This is a genomic window from Robiginitalea sp., assembly GCF_982776155.1.
Window position 1 is genome coordinate 318,604 of sequence record NZ_CEXZKX010000002.1, and the last position, 23,614, is coordinate 342,217.

The 23,614-nt window shown below is 57.1% G+C and carries 21 protein-coding genes and 1 tRNA gene; 15 read left to right on the forward strand and 7 right to left on the reverse strand.

Annotation, left to right across the window (positions count from 1 at the left end; translation table 11 throughout):
• Nucleotides 1-11 precede the first annotated feature (11 nt).
• Nucleotides 12-85, reverse strand: a tRNA-Asn gene (locus AC3DKS_RS05035).
• Nucleotides 86-235: 150 nt separating this feature from the next.
• Nucleotides 236-1,579, reverse strand: a complete 1,344-nt coding sequence (rseP, locus tag AC3DKS_RS05040; protein WP_474730991.1) for an RIP metalloprotease RseP — start codon at nucleotides 1,577-1,579, stop codon at nucleotides 236-238.
• Nucleotides 1,580-1,740: 161 nt separating this feature from the next.
• Between rseP and AC3DKS_RS05045 the strand changes: the two genes are divergently transcribed.
• From AC3DKS_RS05045 to AC3DKS_RS05065, 5 genes are all read left to right on the forward strand, one after another.
• Nucleotides 1,741-2,421 (forward strand): SCO family protein, encoded by a 681-nt coding sequence (locus tag AC3DKS_RS05045; RefSeq protein WP_474730994.1) that lies wholly within the window; start codon nucleotides 1,741-1,743, stop codon nucleotides 2,419-2,421.
• A 208-nt stretch (nucleotides 2,422-2,629) separates the two neighbouring features.
• Nucleotides 2,630-2,863, forward strand: a complete 234-nt coding sequence (locus AC3DKS_RS05050) for a FeoA family protein (RefSeq protein WP_420592668.1) — start codon at nucleotides 2,630-2,632, stop codon at nucleotides 2,861-2,863.
• On the forward strand, nucleotides 2,856-5,093 hold the full coding sequence (gene feoB / locus AC3DKS_RS05055) for a ferrous iron transport protein B (RefSeq protein ID WP_272606802.1): 2,238 nt from the start codon (nucleotides 2,856-2,858) through the stop codon (nucleotides 5,091-5,093). Before AC3DKS_RS05050 ends, feoB begins: the two co-directional genes overlap by 8 nt.
• Complete coding sequence (locus AC3DKS_RS05060) at nucleotides 5,093-5,227, forward strand: hypothetical protein (protein ID WP_015753090.1); 135 nt, start codon at nucleotides 5,093-5,095, stop codon at nucleotides 5,225-5,227. The genes feoB and AC3DKS_RS05060 overlap by 1 nt, the downstream gene beginning before the upstream one ends.
• A gap of 13 nt (nucleotides 5,228-5,240) precedes the next feature.
• Entirely contained in the window at nucleotides 5,241-5,654 is a 414-nt protein-coding gene (locus AC3DKS_RS05065) for a TonB-dependent receptor plug domain-containing protein (RefSeq protein WP_474730998.1), read from the forward strand.
• Here the strand turns inward: AC3DKS_RS05065 and AC3DKS_RS05070 are convergent, their stop codons facing one another.
• Together AC3DKS_RS05070 and AC3DKS_RS05075 are read right to left on the reverse strand one after the other, a co-directional pair.
• The gene (locus tag AC3DKS_RS05070) at nucleotides 5,655-6,068 is read right to left on the reverse strand and encodes a DUF2141 domain-containing protein (protein ID WP_015753092.1); all 414 of its coding nucleotides are present in this window, start codon (nucleotides 6,066-6,068) and stop codon (nucleotides 5,655-5,657) included.
• Nucleotides 6,069-6,232: 164 nt separating this feature from the next.
• The gene (locus AC3DKS_RS05075) at nucleotides 6,233-6,670 is read right to left on the reverse strand and encodes a hypothetical protein (protein WP_474731001.1); all 438 of its coding nucleotides are present in this window, start codon (nucleotides 6,668-6,670) and stop codon (nucleotides 6,233-6,235) included.
• Nucleotides 6,671-6,924: 254 nt separating this feature from the next.
• Here AC3DKS_RS05075 and AC3DKS_RS05080 point away from each other — a divergent pair, with 254 nt between their 5' ends.
• Complete coding sequence (locus tag AC3DKS_RS05080) at nucleotides 6,925-7,446, forward strand: DinB family protein (protein WP_015753094.1); 522 nt, start codon at nucleotides 6,925-6,927, stop codon at nucleotides 7,444-7,446.
• A gap of 86 nt (nucleotides 7,447-7,532) precedes the next feature.
• Here the strand turns inward: AC3DKS_RS05080 and AC3DKS_RS05085 are convergent, their stop codons facing one another.
• Entirely contained in the window at nucleotides 7,533-8,354 is an 822-nt protein-coding gene (locus tag AC3DKS_RS05085) for a ZIP family metal transporter (RefSeq protein WP_015753095.1), read from the reverse strand.
• Nucleotides 8,351-9,013 (reverse strand): metal-dependent transcriptional regulator, encoded by a 663-nt coding sequence (locus AC3DKS_RS05090; RefSeq protein WP_015753096.1) that lies wholly within the window; start codon nucleotides 9,011-9,013, stop codon nucleotides 8,351-8,353. The genes AC3DKS_RS05085 and AC3DKS_RS05090 overlap by 4 nt, the downstream gene beginning before the upstream one ends.
• A gap of 94 nt (nucleotides 9,014-9,107) precedes the next feature.
• Between AC3DKS_RS05090 and AC3DKS_RS05095 the strand changes: the two genes are divergently transcribed.
• Both AC3DKS_RS05095 and AC3DKS_RS05100 read left to right on the forward strand, forming a co-directional pair.
• The gene (locus AC3DKS_RS05095; RefSeq protein WP_474731006.1) at nucleotides 9,108-11,384 is read left to right on the forward strand and encodes a TonB-dependent receptor; all 2,277 of its coding nucleotides are present in this window, start codon (nucleotides 9,108-9,110) and stop codon (nucleotides 11,382-11,384) included.
• 129 nt (nucleotides 11,385-11,513) lie between these two features.
• The gene (locus AC3DKS_RS05100) at nucleotides 11,514-12,665 is read left to right on the forward strand and encodes a lycopene cyclase family protein (protein WP_474731008.1); all 1,152 of its coding nucleotides are present in this window, start codon (nucleotides 11,514-11,516) and stop codon (nucleotides 12,663-12,665) included.
• On the opposite strand, the gene AC3DKS_RS05105 is transcribed toward AC3DKS_RS05100, so the two are convergent.
• Nucleotides 12,649-13,626, reverse strand: coding sequence for a polyprenyl synthetase family protein (locus AC3DKS_RS05105; RefSeq protein ID WP_272606808.1), 978 nt, complete (start codon nucleotides 13,624-13,626; stop codon nucleotides 12,649-12,651). The genes AC3DKS_RS05100 and AC3DKS_RS05105 overlap by 17 nt on opposite strands.
• 84 nt (nucleotides 13,627-13,710) lie before the next feature.
• Here AC3DKS_RS05105 and AC3DKS_RS05110 point away from each other — a divergent pair, with 84 nt between their 5' ends.
• From AC3DKS_RS05110 to aspS, 7 genes are all read left to right on the forward strand, one after another.
• Nucleotides 13,711-14,283 carry an RNA polymerase sigma factor gene (locus AC3DKS_RS05110; protein ID WP_272606809.1) on the forward strand — a complete coding sequence of 191 codons (573 nt, stop codon included), beginning with the start codon at nucleotides 13,711-13,713 and terminating at the stop codon, nucleotides 14,281-14,283.
• A gap of 12 nt (nucleotides 14,284-14,295) precedes the next feature.
• Nucleotides 14,296-14,745 (forward strand): hypothetical protein, encoded by a 450-nt coding sequence (locus AC3DKS_RS05115; RefSeq protein WP_474731011.1) that lies wholly within the window; start codon nucleotides 14,296-14,298, stop codon nucleotides 14,743-14,745.
• 191 nt (nucleotides 14,746-14,936) lie between these two features.
• On the forward strand, nucleotides 14,937-15,542 hold the full coding sequence (locus AC3DKS_RS05120) for a TetR/AcrR family transcriptional regulator (RefSeq protein ID WP_015753102.1): 606 nt from the start codon (nucleotides 14,937-14,939) through the stop codon (nucleotides 15,540-15,542).
• Entirely contained in the window at nucleotides 15,543-16,946 is a 1,404-nt protein-coding gene (locus AC3DKS_RS05125) for a TolC family protein (RefSeq protein ID WP_015753103.1), read from the forward strand.
• Nucleotides 16,947-17,026: 80 nt separating this feature from the next.
• Nucleotides 17,027-18,202: an efflux RND transporter periplasmic adaptor subunit gene (locus AC3DKS_RS05130; RefSeq protein WP_041326907.1), complete on the forward strand. Its 1,176-nt coding sequence runs from the start codon at nucleotides 17,027-17,029 to the stop codon at nucleotides 18,200-18,202.
• Nucleotides 18,199-21,705 (forward strand): efflux RND transporter permease subunit, encoded by a 3,507-nt coding sequence (locus AC3DKS_RS05135; protein ID WP_474731015.1) that lies wholly within the window; start codon nucleotides 18,199-18,201, stop codon nucleotides 21,703-21,705. The genes AC3DKS_RS05130 and AC3DKS_RS05135 overlap by 4 nt, the downstream gene beginning before the upstream one ends.
• A gap of 97 nt (nucleotides 21,706-21,802) precedes the next feature.
• Nucleotides 21,803-23,554, forward strand: a complete 1,752-nt coding sequence (aspS, locus tag AC3DKS_RS05140) for an aspartate--tRNA ligase (protein ID WP_015753106.1) — start codon at nucleotides 21,803-21,805, stop codon at nucleotides 23,552-23,554.
• Nucleotides 23,555-23,614: the final 60 nt, after the last annotated feature.

Sequence of the window (23,614 nt, forward strand, 5' to 3'; positions counted from 1 at the left end):
CCTGTGAAATGCTCCCCCTCTTGGACTCGAACCAAGGACCCTCTGATTAACAGTCAGATGCTCTAACCAACTGAGCTAAGGAGGAATATTTTTTGCTTGATAAGCGGGTGCAAATATAAATTATTTTTATTTACGAGCAATCAAAGATGCCGAGAAATTCATCGCCCGGGCGCTTGTACAACCGGGGGTTCCCCTCCATAATTTCAGGCCCCGGTTTCCGAATCCGGCGGGCCGCTTACTTGAACAACGCCTTGTACACATCGTTCCCGTTCGCAAACAGGATAAGGGCGATGAGCAGGAAGAAACCCACCATCTGGGCGTACTCCATAAATTTGTCGCTGGGCTTGCGGCCGGACACCATCTCGTAGAGCAGGAACATCACGTGCCCCCCGTCCAGGGCCGGGATGGGCAACAGGTTCAGCACGGCCAGCATGATGGAGAGGAATGCGGTGATTTCCCAAAAGCCCTGCCAGCTCCAGAAGTCCGGGAAGATGTCGAAGATGGCCTTAAAGCCGCCCACGCCCTTGTACGCCCCGGTACTCGGTGTAAATATCTTTTTCAATTGCAGCCAGTAGCCGCCAATCTGGTCCACAAATTTGCGGCCGCCCACGGCGATGCTCTCCCCGAAACTGTACTCCTCGGTTACCGTATCGAAATAGCCCATCTCCGAGAAGCGCTTCATGCTGCCCCCGGGGTAGATGCCCAGTTTCCCGTTTTCGTCCGTCTGCAGTTGCAGCGTGCGGGTTTCCCCGTCCCGTTCAATACTTACCGGGATGGTCCGGTTGGCCAGGGTATCCATGATGGGTGCCACCTGGTCGTAGTACTTGACGGGTTCCCCGGCGAGGGAAAGCACCAGGTCGCCGGGCTGCAGGTCGGCGTCCTTGTTTAGGGAACTGTCGGAGACTTCCCCAACCATAAACGGGAAGCGCAGGTTGAACAAACTCAGGTCCTCCCCGGTGGAAAGCTGGCCGAGGAAGTCCTCCGGCAGCTCAATTTCGCGCTCCACCCCGTCCCGCTCAATGGTGATCCGGTCTGCGGTGATCATGTTGCGGCGGAGGTCGTCGTACTTTGCGTAGCGCTGCCCGTCGATGGCTACCAGCTTGTCGCCCGTTTGGACGCCCAGCTCCAGGAGCACCGGGTTGGTCACGTGGTAGCCGTCTTCGATGCTGTCTGCAGCGATATAGGCATCCCCGTAGGCAAAAGAGGTCCCGATATAAATGACCCAGGCCACCAGGAAGTTCACCGTTACCCCGCCCAGCATGATGATCAGCCGCTGCCAGGCCGGCTTGGAACGGAACTCCCAGGGTTTGGGCGGCTCGTTCATCTGGTCGGTATCCATGCTCTCGTCAATCATCCCGGCGATTTTCACATACCCCCCGAGCGGCAGCCAGCCAATGCCGTAAACCGTTTCGCCGATCTTTTTCTTGAATAGCGAAAACTTAATATCGAAAAACAGGTAGAATTTCTCGACCCGGGTCTTGAATGCCTTGGCGGGCAGGAAATGCCCCATTTCGTGCAGCACGATCAGGAGCGACAGGCTGAGGAGGAATTGCAGGGCTTGAATCAGGATTGGAGACATAGGCTTCTCGCGGTTTAAAACGCACAAAAGTACACTTTTACAAACGCTTTAAAAAAGAAATCCGCCGGGTGCGGACATCTTTAAGAAAGAATTAGCACGCGCGGCCCGGCGGGGTTTTGACCGGGATGCGCCCGTTGCGTACCTTTGCAAAAAAGCACGCCATGCGCTCCCTGCTCTTCCGCTACAAATATTTCTGGATCACGCTGGTGGTGGTTTCGGGCGTCATCATCTACCTGATGTACAACGCCCTGGAACCCCGGCAGGTGCTGCCGGTCTACCAGCCGGCCGACTTTAACCCGGAACTCGTGGACGCGGAGATCAGCCACATCAAGAAATACCACCGGGTGGCGGATTTCAGCCTGGTCAACCAGAACGGGGATACCATTACCCGCAGCGATTACGACGGGCACATCTACATTGCGGATTTCTTTTTCACCACCTGCCCAACCATCTGCCCGATCATGACCGAGAATATGACCTACCTTCAGGACGAGCTCCGCGACCAGCCGGAAGTGCTGCTGCTCTCGCATTCGGTGACCCCGGAAATCGACTCGGTTCCCCGCCTCAAGGAATACGCCCTGGAAAAGGGGGTGATCGACGCCAAGTGGAACCTGGTAACCGGCGACAAAAAGCAGATTTACGAGCTGGCTCGAAAATCCTATATGGCCGTAAAGACCGACGGGGACGGCGGTCCCTTCGATATGATCCACACGGAAAATTTTATCCTAGTAGACAAGGAAGGGCGCATCCGGGGGACCTACGACGGGACACGGCGGGAGGAGATGGCGCGCCTGCTGGAGGAGCTGCAAATCCTGCAGGCTTCCTACGCAGCCCCGGACTGAGTGTTCCGGCCCAACACGGAGACCGGGCGGTGGCAACCCGGCAGGCGGGGGCAACCCAACTGCTCGGGGTTAGAACGAACCCCGGTGACGGGACCGCTTAACGGCGCTCCGGACACTCCCCTGAATCTTTTTGGCCGGGGAGGCTCCGATATCCGCAATTTCACGTATTTTTGTTCTTGCTTATAATCAATCTAAATAAAAATTGGGTTTGAACGTAGCGGACTTACGTCGCGGGGAGCGCGGTGTCATCAAGGAATTTACCGAAGATGTACTCCCCATAAAGCTCCTGGAACTGGGTTGCCTGCCCGGGAACATTATCGAAATGGTCCAGGTGGCCCCGCTGCGCGACCCCATCTACATAAACGTCAACGGCTCCCACATTGCCATCCGCCGCGAAGTGGCCCGCCAAATTGCGTTGGAACCCCTCCCCCCCAATGAGTAAGGACATCAAGGTCGCTCTTATCGGCAACCCAAATACCGGGAAAACCTCCGTTTTTAACCGGCTCACCGGCCTGAACCAAAAAGTTGGCAATTACCCGGGGATCACCGTGGAGAAAAAGCAGGGGGTTTGCAAGCTCTCCCGCGGCATCAAAGCGCATATCCTGGACTTGCCGGGCACGTACAGCCTGAACACGACTTCCCTGGACGAGAGTGTGGTGGTGGAACTGCTCCTCAACCGGAACGCCCCGGATTTCCCGGACGTGGCCGTGGTAATCAGCGACGTGGAGAACCTTAAGCGCAACCTGCTGCTATTTACCCAAATACGCGACCTGAGCATCCCGGCCATCCTGGTGATCAACATGGCCGACCGGATGCGGCGCAAGGGGATCAGCCTGGACGTGGAGGCCCTGGAAAAACGACTCAATACGCGCATTGCCCTGATCAGTACCCGGAAGAATACGGGGATCGAAACGCTGAAAAATCACATTGAACGCTACCGGGAAATCCCGGCTTCGCCCTGTGTAGACGTCTCCGTAATAGACCCGGAGTATTTCGGGCGGCTCAAAAAGACCTTTCCGGGGGAGGAACTCTACAAACTCTGGGTGGTCATTACCCAGGATGTGAATTTTACACCCCTGCAAAAAAACCTGAGGGGGGAGGCCCCTACCTACGACATCAAATCGCGGGGTGAACTCAAGCGGTTGCAGCACAAGGAGACCATCCTGAGGTACCAGTTTATCAACGGGGTCCTGAAAGAGACCTACAAGGTGGATTGGGCCGCCGCCAAAGGCTTGCGCGCCACCTTCGACAAGATCCTCACCCACAAGGTCTTTGGCTACCTGATCTTTTTCCTGATCCTGTTGACGATTTTCCAGGCCATCTACGACTGGAGCGAAGTACCCATGGACTTTATCGACGCGGGCTTTGCCTCGGCGAGTGAATGGATCAAAAACACGCTGCCGCCGGGCATGTTTACCGATCTGGTCGCCGAAGGAGTGGTGGCCGGGATCGGGGGGATCGTAATATTTATCCCTCAAATCGCCTTTTTGTTCTTCTTTATCGCCCTGTTGGAGGAATCCGGTTATATGAGCCGGGTGGTCTTTCTGATGGACCGGGTGATGCGGCCCTTTGGCCTGAGCGGCAAAAGCGTGGTCCCGCTTATGTCGGGGACCGCCTGCGCCATTCCGGCCGTGATGGCTACGCGGAATATCGAGAGTTGGAAGGAACGGCTGATCACCATCCTGGTGACCCCGTTTATGACCTGTTCCGCCCGCCTGCCCGTCTACCTGATCATCATCGCCCTGGTGATCCCGGAAGGCCGGTTTATCGGGCTGAGCTACCAGGCCCTCACGCTTATGCTGCTCTACCTGGTGGGCTTTCTGGCCGCAATCCTCTCCGCCATGGGGCTGAACCGCATCCTGAAAATCCCGAACAGGAGCTTCTTTGTGGTGGAGATGCCCAATTACAAGTGGCCTTTATGGAAGAATGTCTTCTATACGGTCGTCGAAAAAACCAAAAGCTTTGTCTACGGGGCCGGGAAGATCATCCTGGCCATTTCCATTGTACTCTGGTTCCTGGGCTCCACCGGGTACTCCGAGGAATTCCGGAATGCCGAAGAGATTGTGACCGAACGGGTGCAGTCTCAGGGCTTCAGCGAGTACAGCAAGGCGTATATGGACCAGAAAATGCAGGAATACCGCAGTACGCTCCGGGCGGGGGTTACGCCCGCTGACGGTCGGGTGCCCGTTGGCAGCGTTCAGGATTCGATTGTAAAATTTCGGTCGTTGCTGGAGGTGCGGGCGGTGAATCAGGAAATCGCCGGCTACAAATTGGAGCATTCGCTTATAGGCCGGATGGGCAAGTTTATCGAACCCGCCGTGGAACCTCTTGGGTACGACTGGAAGATCGGTATTGCCGTACTCACTTCCTTCGCTGCCCGGGAAGTCTTTGTCGGGACGCTGGCGACGATTTACAGCGTGGGCAGCGACGAGGAGGAAACCATCAAGAACCGGATGGCTGCCGAGGTGAAGGAAGATACGGGCGAACCGCTCTTTAACCTGGCTTCGGGGATTTCCCTGCTGCTCTTCTACGCCTTTGCCATGCAGTGTATGAGCACCCTGGCCATCGTCAAGCGCGAGACGAACAGCTGGAAATGGCCCATCCTCCAATTGGTGTTTATGAGCGCATTTGCCTATATTGTAGCTTTCGCTGCCTACCAAATACTCGCATAATGGAATGGAATTTGCAGAACATACTCGCCTACCTCACCGTTGCCCTGGCCATTGCCTGGCTGGTGCGCAAATTCCTCTGGCCTTCTGCTAAGAAATCCGGGGATTGCGGGGACGGCGATTGCGGCTGCCATTAAATCGATACACTATATGAAAAATATTACTGCCCTGCTATTGCTGGCCGCCCTCCTGCTGGGGGCTTCCTGCGGCAGCTCTAAATCCGGCAATCCCAATGGGGAAATCACCGATATGCAAGCCGAGATGGACGAGCGGAACAGCGCCGTGATCCCGCTGATCACCCGTATCCGCAGACTGCCCGGCATCTCCATACAGAACGGGGTGCCCGTTCTTTCCAAAAGTGCCAATTCCATGTCGGGGTCCCAAACCGAACCCCTCTATGTGCTGGATGGCCTTGCCATGGGAAATTCGTTCCGTCAAATCGAAAATGTTGTCCAACCTGTGGATGTCAAATCCATTAAGGTGCTCAGATCGTCCGATGCCTCCTTTTACGGCTCCCGCGGGGCCAACGGCGTCATCGTGATCACCACCAAATCCGGGGGCTAGTTATTCGAGGCGGATCGTTATCCGGGCGTCTGCCTGCACGTGCATCATGCAATCCTCAAAAGTTGGCGGGCCAAAGGTCCGCATCCGGGCATTGGAGAAGCCCAGCGGCTCCTTGGGGACGCCAATCCAGTTCGTATCGAGCCTTTTGTTGCTGTTGCGGTCGTGAAAAATGGCCAGGGCATAGGTCCCCGCCGGCAGGTCCTCCACAGAAATCAGCGTAGTGCCTTTACTGGCCTTTACGCTATCTGCCCGAAATACCCCCTCCATGGACAGGAAGTCCTTTTCATGGGTATATAAGGCTATCTGGATCTCACCTTCCGAGGCCTCTACCCCTTCCACTTCGATCTCCAGGCGGTTCTGGGCCGGCAGCGCCCAGGTAGCCAGCAAAGTGATCAACCCGATGATATTTCTCATAACCGTTTGCGTTCAGTCGGCCAAAAATACAGCTAACGGGTAAATCCCGAAAGCCCGTTTGCATATCATTTGGGCGGCATACAATATTGCGGTTGGCTATATGGATCGATTTGAAAGCTTAAAACGAATTGTAAGCAGCGTACGTACCTGATTGCATCGTACTTCTAGGGCTCCCGGGTGCGGTACTCCTCGTGTTTGGCCAGTAGCAGGTTATAGACGGAATGGGTCTCGGCGGAGTCGGCAAAATTGAGATAGAGCGTCAGGCTGTCGCGGTAGCGCACCGCGATTTTATCCTGCCTCAGGTCATCTACCAAAATGTATACGGGCCGGGCCGGCTGTAACGAATCCCTGAAGACCCCTTTCTCCAGGGCCCCGGCCGAAAATCCACTCTGGCGTTCCAGCTGCGGCAATTTCGGCACCCAACCCACGCTATTGATCTCGGCATAGGGCAAATCCAGGTAATAGATCCCGGAGAGGAGCTGCATGCGGTGCGGTTCCAGCCGGGTCCAGTTCCGGTAATGTGCGGTAAAAGCCAGGGCGCATACCACCAGGCAGGCTACCAGGAGGAGGTTCCAGAAAACCGATCGCTTGGTTCGGGCCATTGTACCTTGTTGTTTAATCGTATTGCGCGGTCCGGTCTGAAGGAAACTCGCCGGGGGCGCTATACCTCTAACGGAGATTCCGTTTAAAAAATTACCGTCGGCAGCCGTTATTTTCACCCTTGGCGTCTCCCTGCGTTTTATCGGAGAGGTCCCGCGAACAAATGGCCCCCGGACCCACGCGATAATTTCGTATATTGAACATGCCTGCGGCTCAGGAGGCTGTGGGGATCTAACGAAAACAAACCTTTTTGAAAATGAAAAAAATTATCCTTTTAATCATGGGCGTCGTCTGTTTCGGCGCTACAGCCCAGGACGAAGTGGTTGTCCCGGGAATTTCGGGGATGCTCGAGCGGGTTCAGGGACAGATGGTGGACCTGGCCGGGGCATTCAGCGAAGAACAAATGGGGTGGCGTCCGTCCGAAGGGGTTCGCTCCACAGGCGAGACCATTCTGCACACGGCGGCAGCCAATTACTACATCGCCATGCGCATGGGCTTCCCGCCGCCAGAAGGCGTGGACATCATGAATATGGAGGCCATTGAAGGCAAAGACAACATCATCGAAACCTACAAGAAGTCTTCCGCATTCATCAATGAAAAGCTGCAAATGGTAGACCCGGGCAGTTTTGGGGAAGAAGTCGATTTTGGCTTTGCCAAGATGAACAAGCTCTCGGGCCTGTTGGTGGTTTTGGAGCACAACGGGGAACACAAAGGGCAGCTGATTGCCTACGCCCGTTCCAACGGGGTGGTACCCCCCTGGAGCGAAGGCGGGCAATAGCCTGGCAGACTCAGGCAATAGCCTTGCAGACTACAGATAAAAGGAACCGGCCGCGAAGGCCGGTTTTTTTTATCCCAGGGCCGCGTTTATCCCAGGCCTACATCCAGGGCCATCATAATGATAAACCCGCCGATAAAGCCCATGGTGGCGATATCCGTGTATTTGTCCAATTGGGTTTCCGGGATAACCTCCTCAACCACCACAAAGATCATTGCCCCGGCTGCAAAGGACAGCGCATAAGGCAGGATTGGCTGAAAGGTGAGGACTGCCCAGGCGCCGAGAACGGCTGCGACGGGTTCCACCATGGCAGAGGCCTGCCCGTACAGCCAGCTCTTCTTTCGACTCAGGCCGTAGCGTCTAAGCGGCATGGCCACGGCAAAGCCTTCCGGGAAATTCTGCAGGCCGATGCCCAGGGCGAGAGCCACGGCACCCCCGATGGAAGCGCCTTCAAACCCGGCGGCCACCCCGCCGAACAAAACCCCCACGGCCAAACCTTCCGGGATATTGTGGAGCGTAATGGCCAGGGTCAGCAGCGTGGTGCGCCGCCAACCCGTATCGATCCCCTCCGCTTCGCTTTCCTTGAAGTTGATATGGAGGTGGGGCAGGATTTTATCGAGACCGAAAATAAACACAGCCCCGAGCAAGAACCCGACGGCGGCGGGCATGACTTTTTCAAAGCCTTCGCCCGGGCTCATTTCAATACCGGGTGCCAGGAGGCTCCAGAAACTCGCAGCCACCATCACCCCGCCGGTAAACCCGAGCATCCCGTCCAGGACGGCCCGGTTCATCGTCTTGAAGAAAAAAACCAGGGCCGCTCCCAATGCGGTAAGCCCCCAGGTAAACAGGGTGGCATAGAAGGCCGCCAGGATCGGGTCGATGGATTGCATGTAGTCTACTACTGCTTTCATGAGGCATTGTTTGGTTTGATATACAGGTTGGACGCGATCTGGTGGGAGATGCGGAACGCCTCCCCATCCAGCCGGATGCGCATACTCTTGTCGAATTCTTCTTTTTCCAGGATGGATACCTTTTTCCCCAGTGCAATGCGATGCCGGTCAAGGAACCTCAGGAAGGTCGCCGAGGAATCCTTCACCCCCACAAATTGCCCTTCCGAAGGCACGGGCATGGCCGAGAGGAGTTTCTTCTCCCGGGTTTTGAACACCCCGTTCTTATCGGGGATCGGGTCGCCATGGGGGTCGTAGTCCGGGTATTCGAGCAGGGCATCCAGCCGGTCGATCAGCACCTCGCTCTCAATATGCTCCAGCTGTTCGGCTATTTCGTGGACCTGATCCCATTTGAAGTCGAGCTTTTCTACCAGGAACAACTCCCACAACCGGTGTTTTCGAATAATCTTCAATGCCTGCCGGTTCCCCGATTCGGTCAGGGAAACCCCCTGGTACTTCCGGTAGTCTACCAGGCCCTTTTCAGACAACCGCTTCACCATATCGGTTACCGAGGAGGGCTTGGTGTCCATCTGGGCGGCGATCGCATTGGTGGCCACCGCCACGGAGCCCCCCTTGCAGAGGTGGTAGATGCCTTTCAGGTAATTCTCTTCGGAATGGGTCATCCGGGGTAAACGTTGAAATTTTAGTTAAAGCAAAAATACATTTTTAATTGTAAAAACAAATTTTTAGCTTTGTCTAAATTTTATTTTAGTAAGCATGAATATCCGCTGTATCCTCCCGATTATCAGCCTGCTCCTTGGCCTGGCACCCGCCCTGGCCCAGGATCGGGAATTGAGGGGAATGGTAACGGATTCCGAAGGCCCCGTTCCCCTGGCGAATGTCTACCTGCGGAATCTGGAAACGGGAACTGCCACGGATGTGGACGGGCAGTTCCGCCTGGAGGACCTCCCCGATGGCACGCATACCCTGGTGGTATCCGCCGTAGGATATCGGACCCACCGCCAATCGGTCCGCGTGGGGCCGGCGGGCTCCCGCCTCGAGATTCGGTTGCAGCCCCGGGCGGAACAATTGAACGAGACAGTGGTTACCGGAACCCTCAAGGCAGTCCGCCGTTTTGAGAGCCCGGTACCTGTTGAAGTCTATTCCCCCGCTTTTATCCGGAAGAACCCAACTGCCAACGTTTTTGAGGCACTTCAGGCCGTAAACGGGGTGCGCCCGCAGATCAATTGCAACGTGTGCAACACCGGCGATATCCACATAAACGGCCTTGAGGGGCCGTATACCCTGGTGCTGATAGACGGCATGCCGATTGTCAGCGGCCTGGGTACCGTATACGGGTTGTCGGGTATCCCGAATGCGCTGATCGAACAGATCGAGATTGTCAAAGGGCCAGCCTCCTCGCTATACGGCAGCGAAGCGGTGGGCGGTCTGATTAACATCATCACAAAAAATGCGCTGACGGCCCCGGAATTCTTTGCCGACGGCTTTGCCACGGGCTGGGGCGAATACAACCTGGATGCCGGGGGTTCCCTGCGGATCGGGGAGAACACCCGGGTGCTCACCGGTATAAACTACTTTAACTACGATGTGCCGACAGACAACAACGGGGACAACTTTACAGACGTCACGTTGCAGGATCGGATCTCCGTCTTCCAGAAATGGAATTTCACCCGGGATTCTTCCCGGGAATTCTCGTTGGCAGGGCGATTTTTTTACGAAGACCGCTGGGGGGGCGAAATGCAGTGGACCCCGGAATTCCGGGGAACCGATTCCATTTACGGGGAGAGCATCTACACGCGACGCTGGGAACTTCTCGGCCGGTACCAGTTGCCCCTGCCCGAAAAACTCCTCCTGTCCGTATCCTATAACGACCACCGCCAGGATTCCTGGTACGGCGACCTCCCCTACCTGGCCGACCAGCGGATCGGCTTTGGGCAGCTGAGCTGGGACAAGACAGCCGGGAACCACGACCTGCTGGTAGGGGCTGCACTGAGGTACAACTACTACGACGACAATACCCCGGCTACGGATTCCCCTCAGGGCAATGACCCGGACCGGGTCTGGATCCCGAGCCTCTTTGCCCAGGACGAATACCGATTCTCCGGCAAACACACGCTACTGGCCGGCCTGCGATACGACCAGGATCCCCGGCACGGGAGTATCTGGACCCCCCGGGGGGCCGTAAAGCTCCAGCTCGGGGAACACGAACTCCTCCGGCTGAACTTCGGGACCGGCTTCCGGGTAGTCAACCTGTTCACGGAAGACCACGCGGCCCTTACCGGCGCCCGGGACGTGGTGATTGCCGAGGACCTGCTCCCGGAACAATCCTGGAACCTCAACCTGAATTACCTCAGGAAATTCTACACGCCCGACGGGCACTTTTTTAGCGTGGACGCCTCGGCTTTCTACACGGATTTCTCGAACCAGATTTTGCCCGACTACGATTCGGACCCCAACCGGATCTTCTACCGGAACCTGGATGGCCGGTCCGTTTCCCGGGGGTTCAGCCTCAACCTGGATGCGGCCTTCGCCAATGGCCTGCGGGTGGCTGCCGGGACCACGTTGCAGGACGTTCGCGTCGACGCTGAAGGGACCAACAGCCGACCTGTGCTCACCGAGCGCTATTCGGCCACCTGGAGCGTCTCCTTCCCCATCCGCCCGCTGCAGCTGACGGCTGATTATACGGGCAACCTCTATGGCCCCATGCGCCTGCCCCTGGCAGGGGACCTGGACCCGCGTCCGGAATATTCCCCTGCCTGGAGCATCCAAAACATCCAGTTCACCTTCAAGGGGCTCGAGCATATGGAAATCTATGCGGGGGTCAAGAACCTGCTGAACTGGACGCCGAACCGGGGTACGCCCTTCCTGATTGCCCGGGCCGGGGACCCCTTTGACAAACAGGTGCAATTCGACGCGTCCGGGGACCCGGTACCCTCGGAAGGCAATCCCTATGGCCTCACTTTTGACCCCGCCTATGTCTATGGGCCCAACCAGGGGATCCGCGGATTTGCCGGGTTGCGTTACCAGCTCTGAAGGCCGCCTGCAAGAGCCGGCAATCCCGCTTGCCCGGGCATTCCGCCTGCCGGGGATATTCCGCCCTCTCGCAGCGGCAGGCGTTTCACGGCCGAATTCGTACTTTTGGACCCGGGCCTTTCTGCCGCTATGGAACATTTTGACTTTATCATCATCGGGGGCGGGGCCTCCGGCCTCCTGCTCGCCGAAGCCATGGGGCGCGACACCTGGTTTGACGGGAAGCGGATTGCCCTGTTCGAGAAACAGGAGCAAAAAGGCAATGACCGGACCTGGTGCTTTTGGGAGTCCGGCGAGGGCGCTTTCGACGAATTGATCGAAACCCGCTGGGACCGGATGCGTTTTCGGGGAACCGGGATCGACCGGGTGCTCCCCCTGCTTCCGCTGTCCTACAAAATGCTCCGCGGGGAAGATTTTTACGCGTCCTACTACCAAAAGATCGCCACCTGCCCGAATATCCATGTCATTCGCGAAGCGGTAAACCATGTTGAGGAGCGCCCCGATGGCGCCTTTCTGAAGACGTCCCGGGCCTCCTATACAACCTCCCGGGTTTTCAGCAGCGTCCCGTTTTCCCAGCCGCCCCTCCCCGGGCGCCCCTATCCGCTGATTCGCCAGCATTTTATCGGGTGGCGCGTCCGGGTCCCCCGGCCGGTCTTTGATCCGGACACCCCGACCTTTATGGATTTTGGCATCCCGCAGCGCGGAAACACGCGCTTTATGTATGTGCTCCCGGACTCCCCGACGGAGGCCCTGTTGGAATACACGCTCTTTTCAAAAGACCTGCTGGAACCCGGGGAATACGAGGCAGCCATTGAAGCGTACCTCCAGGAGGAATACGGGGTCGGGGAATATGAAATCCTGGAAAAAGAACGCGGGAGCATCCCGATGACCTGCAACGATTTTACGGCCCGGGACAGCAAACATATCACCCATATCGGGATTGCCGGGGGCTGGGCCCGTCCAAGCACGGGCTACACCTTCTGGAACAGTACGCAGCTGGTTCCCCGGTTGGTAAAGGCCCTCAAATCCGGGAAGCGCCTGCAAATGGCGCGGCGGGACCGCTTCTGGTTCTACGATTTGGTGTTGCTGGAGGTGCTGGCGGGCAACAATGCCCGCGGGGGCGAGGTGTTTTCCGCCCTCTTCAGGCGCGTCCCCCCCACCCGGATATTGCGTTTCCTGCACCAGCAGACTTCCCTGGGCGAAGACCTCCGGATTATTGCGGCCTGTCCGAAACGCTTGTTTATCCGCGCCTTGTGGCGTTCCTCCCTTAAAAGTCTCGGCTGAGCAGCCACTCCCCAAAATCGCGCAACGCCGCCTTGGCCCGGGGGTTTCCGGTAAGCGTATCGAGCCTGGCAAATGCCTCGCGGGTGTAACCGCCAATCTGATCGCGGGTCTGCCGGTCGGCCCCGCAGGTCTCAAAAATCTGGCGTACCCGGTCTACCTTGGACTGCGGGTTGGTGGGTCGGACCGAATAGAGGTCCCGGAGCTCCCGGGCATCGTCTGCCCCGCAACGCTCCAGGGCCTGCAGGTAGAGATAGGTTTTTTTGTTTTCAATGATATCGCCCCCCACCTGTTTGCCAAACGTCTCCGGGTTTCCAAAAACGTCCAGGTAATCGTCCTGCAACTGGAAAGCCAGGCCGAGCCGGATCCCGAAATCGTAAACGGCCTCCTGTTCCGCTACCTCCGCGCCGCCGATGATGGCCCCCATTTGCAGGGCACAGCCCAGGAGCACAGCCGTCTTGAACTCAATCATCCGCAGGTATTCCGGGATGCCCACGTCATCCCGGGACTCAAAATCCATATCGTATTGCTGCCCCTCGCAAACTTCCAGGGCCGTCCGGGAAAACAGCCGGGTGAGCGGCTGGAACAGTTCCGGGGGATAGCCGTCTAACTGCTGGTAGGCGCGAATGAGCATCGCATCGCCGGAGAGGATGGCGGTATTCGGGTCCCATTTTCGGTGGACCGTGGGCCGGCCGCGCCTGAGCGGGGCGGCATCCATTATGTCGTCGTGTACCAGGGAAAAATTGTGGAAGATCTCCACCGCGGCCGCAGCGGGCAACGCATTCTCCGCGGGGGCCCCGAATAGTTCCGCGCTCAATAAGACCAGGACCGGCCGCATCCTTTTTCCCCCCAGGTCCATGATGTACCCGATGGGTTCATAGAGCCCGGCCGGCTCCCCGAATTGTAATATTTTCTGCAGATAATCGTCAAATGACTGGCGGTACTGCTCGATGGATTCAATCATAGCCTCCGAATTTTTCCGAAAAATATGCAATAGAATCGGAAGTCTTCGTCTATACAGGTGCAAGCCGGCAACTAAATCAACCCGATGGCCCCAGCCAAGGACAATTACAACAACCTGAACCGATTCTTCCGGGACGAATACGAATCCCTCAGCGGCTATGTGCGTTCCCGCATCGACGACACGGCCGAACGGGATGCCGAGGATATCATCCAGGACGTGGCGCTGCGGCTTTTCTCCAGGGCAGACGACCTCTCGCAAATTAACAATATTGCCGGGTTTGTCTACCGCGCGGTCCGGAACAGGATCATCGACGTGATGCGGACGCGAAAAGGGAAACAGAGCGATAATGAGCGGTTGGAGGAGCGTTGGTCGGAATTTGCCGAACGATTTTACGGGGAGTCGGCCGAAAGGTACCCGGAATCCACGATGCGGCAACTGAAAGTGGGGATCGAAAACCTGAAGCCCAACTACCGGGAGGTGATCCTGGCTGTGGATTTTGAGGGCTACTCCTACCGGGAGTATTCCGAAATGACCGGGATCTCCCCGGGGACACTTATGTCCCGGAGGCACCGGGCGCTGTCGATCCTGCAGAAAAATTTTATGCCTGAAAAGGCAGTGAAAATCATTACGAGAGATATCAAAACGGTTTACAAATAAAAATCAAAAGTCATGGATTACGGAAAACATATGGAAAAGCGGATGGAGGCCCGCGTCAAACGGGGGGTGGCTAAAGGCGTTAAAATATTCTTTTATATCCTGTTGGGCATTGGAATCTTCCTGCTGGTGGGCTATGCCTTTATGCTGCTTTGGAACTGGCTGATGCCCGAGCTGTTCGGACTCCCCACGGTGGGTTACTGGAAAGCCTTCGGCATCCTGGTCCTGGCCAAATTGCTGTTCGGGTTTGGCGGCCACGGTTCGGGGGGCGGCAAAAAGAAATCCGGAAAAGGCGGGGAACGGCCCGTTTGCCGGAACCGGGTTTTCGAAACAAAGGACAAATGGGCCTACTACGACCGATTCTGGAACGAGGAGGGGGAAACTGCCTTTAACAACTACATCCAAAGATTGAACAATGAAACAGGAAATGCCCCGGCCGAGGAGCATCCGGGAACGGATCGATAGGGCCTTTGGCCTGGCGCTGCTATCGCTCCCTGCCGGGCCGGATACATCCGAGCTGCAAGTCACGCCCTCCGAAGAAACAGCTTCCTGAATGTGTCCCGTGTACCCGGATTGGGTAAGGTGATTGTTAAATAATCGTAAAACCTTGGAAACTTTTTTTGTTTTTAAAGTTTCCACCCTACATTTGCCCCCCTATGAAAGAACAAATCATCGATACCGCCTGCGAGATGTTCCTGCAACTCGGCTTTAAGAGCGTCACCATGGACGACCTGGCCGAACGATTGGGGATTTCCAAAAAGACGATCTATCTGCATTTCAAGAATAAGACGGAACTCATCCACGAATGCACCTGCAATCTATTCGAGAAGATCTCCCTGGGCATCACCTGTATTACCGATCAAGGGCTGAACCCCATCGAGGAGCTATACGAAATCAAGAAATTTGCGCTGACCCACCTGAAGGACGAGAAATCCTCCCCCCAGTACCAGCTCCGCAAATACTATCCCCGAATTTTTGAATCCCTCAACGAACAGAAGTTCGCCATGATGAAGGAGTGTGTGTTAAAGAACATCAACCGGGGGATGGCGATGGGGATCTACCGGGCCAACCTGGATCCCGGCTTTGTTGCCCGCATCTATTTTGCAGGGGTAACCAGCCTGAATGACGAAGACCTTTTTCCGAAATCCGACTTTCCGATGCCGGGCCTGATGGACCACTATCTGGAATACCACCTGCGGGGCATCGTTACACCCGACGGCCGGAAAGTCCTCAATAAAATCATCAACTCAAATCTGGAATAAATGCGATTGATTCGTATCGGAATCCTTGCCCTGCTGATTGCCCGGGCGGGATATGCCCAAGAAATGACACCCCCTGCCACCCAATCAGGCACACCCCCCCTGACCGCACAATCCGCGGATCAGGAGGCGGAGGCCCCCGTGGCCTTTAGCCTGGAGGAAGCGGTGGCCTTTGCTCTGGAGCACAATTACAGCGCCATCAATGCGAACCGCGATATCGCGGATGCCGAAAAGCAGAAATGGGAGACCATTGCATCGGGCCTGCCGCAGATCAGCGGGGCGGTAAGCTATCAGGACCAGCTCAAGCAACCCATTTCCCTGATCCCGGCCGAGTTCTTCGGGGGAGAACCCGGCACCTTCGAGGAAATTGTATTCGGGCCGCCCCGGACCATGAGTGCCACGGCCACCCTGCGCCAACAGATCTTCGACGGTTCCTATATCGTCGGAATCCAGGCTACCCGGGCATTTTTGAGCTACAGCCAAAACAACCGGGAAAAAACCGAACAGGAAGTGCGCCGGGCCGTGGTGGAATCCTACGGGAATGTTCTGCTGGCCCGCGAAAGTGTGGAATTGCTGGAAAAAGACATTGCCGCCGTAGACAAAAACCTGTTTGAAACCGAGAAGCTCTACGAGAACGGCCTGGCAGAAGAGGAAGACGTGGAACAACTCCAGATTACATCGGCTACCCTGCACAACAACCTGAGCAGCAACCAGCGCCTGGCGGAAATTACCCTGCAGATGCTTAACGTCACCATGGGCCTTCCCCTGGACCACCCCACGCGCCTTACCCAGGACCTGGATGAACTCGTGGAGCAGGAAACGCGGCCCGAACTGCTGGAATCCGGTTTTATCTTGGAAAACAACGTCGATTATAAACTCGCCCAGAACCTCAACGAGCAACGGTTCTACGAACTCAAACTCGCCCGGAGCCGGGCGTTGCCAACCCTGAATGCTTTTATCAACTACGGCCGGACGGGCTTTGGCGATCCGCTGGCCTATTTTGACGGGGACACCCAGAGCTTTCAGTCTTCCATCCTGGGGTTTGACTTATCGATCCCGATTTTCAGTTCCCTGGGCCGGAGCGCCTCCACCCAGCGGGCCAAAATTGCGCTTGAAAAGGCCAAAACCCAGCTGGAGGAAACCGAACAACAACTCGAACTCCAGCTGAAACAGGCCCGGAGCGATTACACCCTGGCCATCGAAACCTTCCAGACGAGCAAGGCAAACCTGGCCCTGGCCGAACGCATTGAGCGCAAAAACACGATCAAGTACTCCGAAGGCCTGGCATCCAGTTTTGAATTGCGCCAGGCACAAACCCAGCTCTATTCGGCCCAGCGGGAGTACCTGCAGTCTATGGTGGACGTGATCAACAGGAAAACAGCCCTTGAAAATATCCTCAACCCGTGATGAACCGAATGCTACCGATACAAACCAAAATCCCGATACAGACCAAAATCCTGATTTCAACAACCATCAATCATACACCCATGAAAAATATTCTCCTTCTGACCTTTGCCCTGCTGGCCCTTTCGGGTTGCGGAAGCAGCCCGGACAGCGACCTGGACACCCTCCTCGCCAACGGGGATCTGGAAGCCATCAAAGCCCGGCGGCAGGAATTGTCCGAGACGGAAAAAAACCTGAAGGCCTCCCTGCGGCAAATCGATTCGGTTATCGCCTCCCTGGAGGGAAACGCCAACCGGCCCCTGGTATCCACCATGCAGCTGCAGCCCGCCCGGTTTGACCATTACCTGGAACTCCAGGGCGATGTGCAGACCAAACAGAACGTCCTGCTCTACCCGGAAATGGCGGGCACCCTGGAACGCGTTCTGGTCGAAGACGGGGACCAGGTCCGCAAAGGACAGGTCCTGGCCCGCATCGACGACGGCGGCCTGTCGAGCGGCCTGGAGCAACTCCGCACCCAGGCGGCCCTGGCAGAAACCACCTATGAGCGCCAAAAACGCCTCTGGGATCAGAATATCGGCTCGGAGATCCAGTACCTCCAGGCCAAAACCGAGTTTGAATCCCTGACCAACCAGATCCGTCAGGCCGAGGCCCAATTGGCCAAGTCGGCCATCCGGGCTCCTTTCAGCGGCATTGTGGACGACGTGCTTCTGGAAGCGGGAACCACCGTCAACCCGGCGGCCGGCATGCCTGTGATCCGGCTGGTAAACCTCTCGGATATGTACGTGGAAGTAGATGTACCGGAAAGCTACCTCCCGAGCGTCCGCCCGGGTAAGGACGTGATGATTTTCCTGCCGGTCCTGGGCGACAGCATCCGGACGAAAGTCCGGCAAACCGGAAATTACATCAATCCGACCAACCGGTCCTTCAGCGTGGAGATCCCCGTGCCCAACCGGGATGGGAAGATCAAGCCGAACCTGACGGCCCGCGTCAGCATCAACGACTATTCTGCCGAGGCAGCCATCCTGGTCCCGCCCTCGGTGATCTCCGAGAATGCCGAAGGCCAGCAATACGTGTACCTGGCGGAGGACATCGATGCTGAGGGCGTGGGAACGGCGGTTAAGCGCCTGGTGGAAACCGGCCTGTCGCAGGGCGACCAGGTGGAGATCCTCAGTGGCATCGAAGCCGGCGACCAGATTATCACAGAAGGGGCCCGCCGCGTTCGCGAAGGGCAGAAAATCCAAATACTGAACAAAGCATGAGCCGACAGAAAAAGAACGCAGACAAGGAATTCTGGCTCTCGTCCTGGGCCATCGACAACCCGTCGGTGATCTATGTGATGATCGGCATCTTCCTGGTCATGGGAATTTCCGCCTACCAAAACATGCCCCGGGAGGATTTCCCGGAGGTGGAGGAAACCAAGGTGTATATCAGCACCCCCTATCCGGGCAACACGGCCGAGGATATCGAGCGGCTGATCACCGACCCGCTGGAAGACCGGCTGAAGAATGTGAGCAACCTGGTGGAACTGACCTCCACTTCCCAGGAAGACTACTCGATGATCGTTGTGGAATTTGACGAGAACATCAGCGTCCAGGATGCAAAACTCAAGGTAGAAGACGAGGTGGATGCTGAAAAGGCCGGGGAAGACTGGCCGATATTCAACGGCGCCAAGGTGGAGCCGAACGTATTCGACCTGAACCTGGCGGAATCCTTCCCGATCATGAATGTCAACCTCACCGGCGACTACCCGGTGGAGCAGCTCAAGGAGTTTGCGGAGTACCTGCAGGACGAGATCGAGGACCTCGACGAGATTAAGGAGGTGGACATCCGCGGGGCCCAGGACAAGGAGGTGGAAGTGGCCGTGGATATCTACAAGATGATGGCCGCCAAGGTGAGCTTCGACGACGTGCTGAACGCCATCCGCAATGGGAATATGACCATGTCTGCCGGGAACCTGCAGACCAATGGCCAGCGCCGGACGGTTCGCATCCTCGGGGAAGTGGAAGACCCGGACGAACTCCGGAACTTTGTGGTAAAATCCGAAAACGGGAATGCCGTGTATATCAAGGACGTGGCTACGGTGACCTTCCACGAAGAAGACAAGACCACCTATGCCCGGGAGAAAGGCCGGAGCGTGGTGATGCTCGACATCAAAAAGCGGTCGGGTAAAAACACCATCGAAGCGGCCAACAAAATCCGCGACCTGGTACAGGAGGCCCGGGAGGATTATTTTCCGAGGGATCTGAACGTGACCATCGCCAACGATTCCTCGAGCCGGACCCTGAACCAGGTGGATGACCTGGTGAACAATATCATCTTCGGCATTCTGCTGGTGGTCACCGTGCTCATGTTCTTCCTCGGGTTCCGCAACGCGCTTTTTGTGGGCTTTGCCATCCCGATGTCCATGTTTATGTCCTTTATGATCCTCTCCTGGCTCGGCTACTCCCTGAACACAATGATCCTCTTTGGTCTGATTATGGGCCTGGGGATGCTTGTGGACAACGGGGTGGTGGTTGTAGAGAACGTCTACCGTCTGATGGATGAGGAGGGCATGTCCCGACTGGAAGCCGCCAAAAAAGGGATTGGCGAAATCGCTGTGCCGATTATCATCTCCACGGCCACCACGGTGGCTGCCTTTGTCCCCCTGGGCCTCTGGCCCGGTATCATGGGGGAGTTTATGATTTTCTTCCCGATCACGCTTTCCGTCGTACTCGGCTCGTCGCTTTTTGTAGCCATCTTCATGAATTCGATGCTCGTATCGAACTTCATGGAAACGGGCGAAAAGGAACTGACGCGGAAACAGCTCGTGAGGCTGTCGCTGATCCTGATACCCCTGGGGATTTTCATCCTGATCGTGGGGGGCGCCATGCGCGGGCTCGGCTCCCTGATGATCGTCACGGCAGGCTTGTTCTGGCTTTACCGGTACGTGATCAAAAAACGCGCAAACCGCTTCCAGCGGGTCACCCTGCGCCGGCTGGAGAATTTCTATGAGGGCCAACTCAAACGCGCCCTGCGGGGCCGGAACGTCTACTGGTATGCCGGGACAATGTTCGTCCTTTTGATCGCCGCGTTTATGGCCTTCGGGGCTTCCCTGGCGAGCCAGCGTACCAAGGTGGAATTTTTCCCGGACAATACGCCCAACGAAATCTATGTCTACATCGAGTATCCCCAGGGTACCTCCATCGAAAAGACCAACGAGATCACCAAGGCCATCGAGGAACGCGTGTACGCCGTGGTAGACAGCGACACCTATATGATGGGCGATCGGAACGTGCTGCTCGAATCGACGGTTTCCCAGGTGGGGCGTGGGGCCGAGAACCCGTTTACCGAAGGGGGGACGGCCGCAGAAATGCCGCACCGGGGAAAAATCACGCTGTCCATGCGGGAGTACAAATACCGGGAAGGCAAGGATACGGAGGAATTGCGGCTCAGGATCCAGCAGGCCCTGGAAGGGGTGTACCCCGGGGTAGAGATCTCCGTTGAAAAAGACGCCGTGGGCCCGCCCGCCGGCTACCCGATCAACGTGGAGCTGGAAGGAAAGAATTACGACACGCTCATCAACCTGGCCGAGCGGATGCGGAATTTTATCAACAGCAAGAACATCGAGGGAATCGAGGAACTGAAGATCGACGTGAATAAGAGCAAGCCCTCCATGGAAGTGATCGTGGACCGGGAAAAAGCCGGGGAACTCGGCGTGGCCGTCGGCCAGGTGGGCAACCAGCTGCGGCGCTCCATATTCGGGGACAAGGCGGGTATCTACAAGGAGGACGGGGAAGATTACGACATCAATGTCCGCTTCAACGAAGACCTCCGCTACAACACGAGTGCCCTGTTCAACCAGAACATCATTTTCCGAGACCCGGCCACCGGGCAGATCAAGGAAATCCCGGTCTCGGCCGTAGCCAGCCACCGGAACACCTCCGGGTTCAGCGCTATCAAGCATATCGATGCCAAGCGCGTGGTGACTGTCTACTCGGGCCTCACCCCCGGGTTCACGGATGCCGGGGCCATCGTTTCGCAAATCCAGGACGCCATGGAGGAATTCGAAGGCGTCCCGCCGAATGTCAGCATCGACTATACCGGCCAGCTCGAGGAGCAGAACAAACAGATGCAGTTCCTGGTGGGGGCTTTCTTCTCCGGCCTCGGGCTGATCATGCTGCTGCTGGTCTTTCAGTTTGGCGGGATATCGAAGCCGGCCATCATCATGACTGCCATTTTCCTGAGTTTTATCGGGGTCTTTGGCGGGCTGATCATCACGGGATGGTCCTTTGTCATCATGATGACCATGATGGGCATCATTTCCCTGGCGGGTATCGTGGTGAACAACGGGGTGGTCCTGCTGGATTACACCCAGATTCTGATCGACCGGAAAAAGGTAAAACTCGGCCTGGACGACCGGGAATTGCTGACCCTGCCTCAGGTAACAGAAGCCATCGTCCGGGGCGGAAAGGCCCGTCTGCGGCCCGTACTGCTGACGGCCATCACCACCGTGCTGGGGCTTATCCCGCTGGCTATTGGCCTGAACATCAATTTCTTTGGGCTTTTCAGCAGCTTTCAGCCGGACATCTATATGGGCGGGGACAACGTGATCTTCTGGGGGCCCCTGGCCTGGACCGTGATCTTCGGGCTTATCGTGGCGACGTTCCTGACGCTGATCATCGTTCCGGTGCTCTTCAACATCACCTACCGGATTAAACTGGCCGTGCGCAAGCGGCGGCCGAAATCGGAAGAAGAGGCGAGGCGACTGCAGGAAGCCGCCTAGTCCCGAAAAAAGGGATCCGGCCAAAGGGGGAAGTTCGCAAAAGGCTTGCGGGCTTCCCCCTTTCTGCTGTACCTTTGCCAGCACTAAATCACGACATATGTACCGATCACATACCTGCGGGGAACTCAGGGAAGAACATATCGGCCGGGAGGTAACCCTTGCCGGCTGGGCCGGGAAAGTCCGCGACAAAGGGTTCGTAGTCTGGATCGACCTGCGCGACCGATACGGGATCACCCAACTGGTATTCGACCAGGAGCGCACGCCGGCAGCCCTGCTGGATCAGGCCCGGGAAACCGGAAGGGAATACGTCCTGCAGGTTAAAGGGAATGTGATTGAGCGCGCCTCCAAAAACCCGAAACTGCCCACGGGCGGCATCGAGGTGCTCGTGGAGGAAATGACCGTCCTGAACCCGGCCGAGACACCCCCGTTTACCATCGAGGACCAGACGGACGGGGGGGACGAACTCCGGATGAAGTACCGGTACCTGGATATCCGGCGCAACCCGGTAAAGAACAAGCTGATGTTCCGGCATACGGTAACCATGGAGGTCCGCAAGTACCTGTCGGACCAGGGCTTTATTGAGGTGGAAACCCCCTACCTGATCAAATCCACCCCGGAAGGGGCCCGGGATTTTGTAGTCCCGAGCCGGATGAATGCCGGGGAATTTTACGCCCTGCCCCAATCCCCACAGACTTTTAAGCAACTGCTGATGGTTGGCGGTCTGGACAAATACTTCCAGATTGTCAAGTGTTTCCGGGACGAAGACCTCCGCGCGGACCGGCAGCCGGAATTCACCCAGATTGACTGCGAGATGGCGTTTGTGGAACAGGAAGATATCCTCCGGGCTTTCGAGGGACTGACGCGTCACCTGCTCAAGGCCGTAAACGGAGTGGACACGGGCGAATTCCCGCGCATGACCTACGACGAGGCGATCCGGCGGTACGGCTCGGACAAACCCGATATCCGTTTCGGTATGGAATTCGGGGAACTCAATGAGGTGGCCCGACACAGGGATTTTAATGTTTTTAACCAGGCCGAGCTGGTGGTGGGGATTGCCGTTCCCGGCGCTGCCTCCTACACCCGGAAGGAGATCGACGCCCTGGTAGACTGGGTAAAGCGCCCCCAGGTAGGCGCCAAGGGCATGGTCTATGTGAAATGCAACGACGACGGCAGCTTCAAATCCTCGGTGGATAAATTTTATTCCCAGGAAGACCTGGCCCGTTGGGCTGAGGCTACGGGCGCCACACCCGGCGACCTGATCTGCGTCCTCAGCGGGGATGCCGGGACAACCCGCAGCCAGCTCAGCATGTTGCGGATGGAACTCGCCGGCCGCCTGGGCCTGCGGAACCCGAAAGAATTTGCCCCCCTGTGGGTCACGGATTTTCCCCTGCTGGAATTCGACGAAGAGTCCGGGCGCTACCACGCCATGCACCACCCGTTCACGGCCCCGAAACCCGGCCAGCTGGAATTGCTGGATTCGGACCCGGGAGCCGTGCGCGCCAATGCCTACGACCTGGTGCTGAACGGGAACGAGATTGGGGGCGGTTCCATCCGGATCCACGATAAAAAAACCCAGGCCGTCATGTTCCGGCACCTGGGCTTTACCGAAGCCGAAGCCCGGGCGCAATTCGGTTTCCTGATGGATGCCTTCCAGTACGGGGCGCCCCCCCACGGCGGTATCGCTTTTGGGCTGGACCGGCTGGTCGCCATCCTGGGCGGGCAGGAATCCATCCGGGATTATATCGCCTTCCCGAAAAACAACAGCGGCCGGGATGTAATGATCGACGCCCCTGCGCCCCTGGACGCGGAGCAGCTCCGGGAATTGCACCTGGGCCTGCTGGAATCCTGAGCGGTACGCCGGTTTCCGGGCGGACCTGTTGAAAATACATCGGCCGGGGTCCGGGGCCCC

Coding starts and splice junctions, on each gene's coding strand:
- AC3DKS_RS05115 (WP_474731011.1), top strand. CDS start 14,296: ATGGATTACGGAAAACATATGGAAAAGCGGATGGAGGCCCGCGTCAAA.
- AC3DKS_RS05130 (WP_041326907.1), top strand. CDS start 17,027: ATGAAAAATATTCTCCTTCTGACCTTTGCCCTGCTGGCCCTTTCGGGT.
- AC3DKS_RS05105 (WP_272606808.1), bottom strand. CDS start 13,626: ATGATTGAATCCATCGAGCAGTACCGCCAGTCATTTGACGATTATCTG.
- AC3DKS_RS05070 (WP_015753092.1), bottom strand. CDS start 6,068: ATGAGAAATATCATCGGGTTGATCACTTTGCTGGCTACCTGGGCGCTG.
- feoB (WP_272606802.1), top strand. CDS start 2,856: ATGAGTAAGGACATCAAGGTCGCTCTTATCGGCAACCCAAATACCGGG.
- AC3DKS_RS05065 (WP_474730998.1), top strand. CDS start 5,241: ATGAAAAATATTACTGCCCTGCTATTGCTGGCCGCCCTCCTGCTGGGG.
- AC3DKS_RS05135 (WP_474731015.1), top strand. CDS start 18,199: ATGAGCCGACAGAAAAAGAACGCAGACAAGGAATTCTGGCTCTCGTCC.
- rseP (WP_474730991.1), bottom strand. CDS start 1,579: ATGTCTCCAATCCTGATTCAAGCCCTGCAATTCCTCCTCAGCCTGTCG.
- AC3DKS_RS05110 (WP_272606809.1), top strand. CDS start 13,711: ATGGCCCCAGCCAAGGACAATTACAACAACCTGAACCGATTCTTCCGG.
- AC3DKS_RS05080 (WP_015753094.1), top strand. CDS start 6,925: ATGAAAAAAATTATCCTTTTAATCATGGGCGTCGTCTGTTTCGGCGCT.
- AC3DKS_RS05060 (WP_015753090.1), top strand. CDS start 5,093: ATGGAATGGAATTTGCAGAACATACTCGCCTACCTCACCGTTGCCCTG.
- AC3DKS_RS05075 (WP_474731001.1), bottom strand. CDS start 6,670: ATGGCCCGAACCAAGCGATCGGTTTTCTGGAACCTCCTCCTGGTAGCC.
- aspS (WP_015753106.1), top strand. CDS start 21,803: ATGTACCGATCACATACCTGCGGGGAACTCAGGGAAGAACATATCGGC.
- AC3DKS_RS05045 (WP_474730994.1), top strand. CDS start 1,741: ATGCGCTCCCTGCTCTTCCGCTACAAATATTTCTGGATCACGCTGGTG.
- AC3DKS_RS05120 (WP_015753102.1), top strand. CDS start 14,937: ATGAAAGAACAAATCATCGATACCGCCTGCGAGATGTTCCTGCAACTC.
- AC3DKS_RS05085 (WP_015753095.1), bottom strand. CDS start 8,354: ATGAAAGCAGTAGTAGACTACATGCAATCCATCGACCCGATCCTGGCG.
- AC3DKS_RS05100 (WP_474731008.1), top strand. CDS start 11,514: ATGGAACATTTTGACTTTATCATCATCGGGGGCGGGGCCTCCGGCCTC.
- AC3DKS_RS05090 (WP_015753096.1), bottom strand. CDS start 9,013: ATGACCCATTCCGAAGAGAATTACCTGAAAGGCATCTACCACCTCTGC.
- AC3DKS_RS05125 (WP_015753103.1), top strand. CDS start 15,543: ATGCGATTGATTCGTATCGGAATCCTTGCCCTGCTGATTGCCCGGGCG.
- AC3DKS_RS05095 (WP_474731006.1), top strand. CDS start 9,108: ATGAATATCCGCTGTATCCTCCCGATTATCAGCCTGCTCCTTGGCCTG.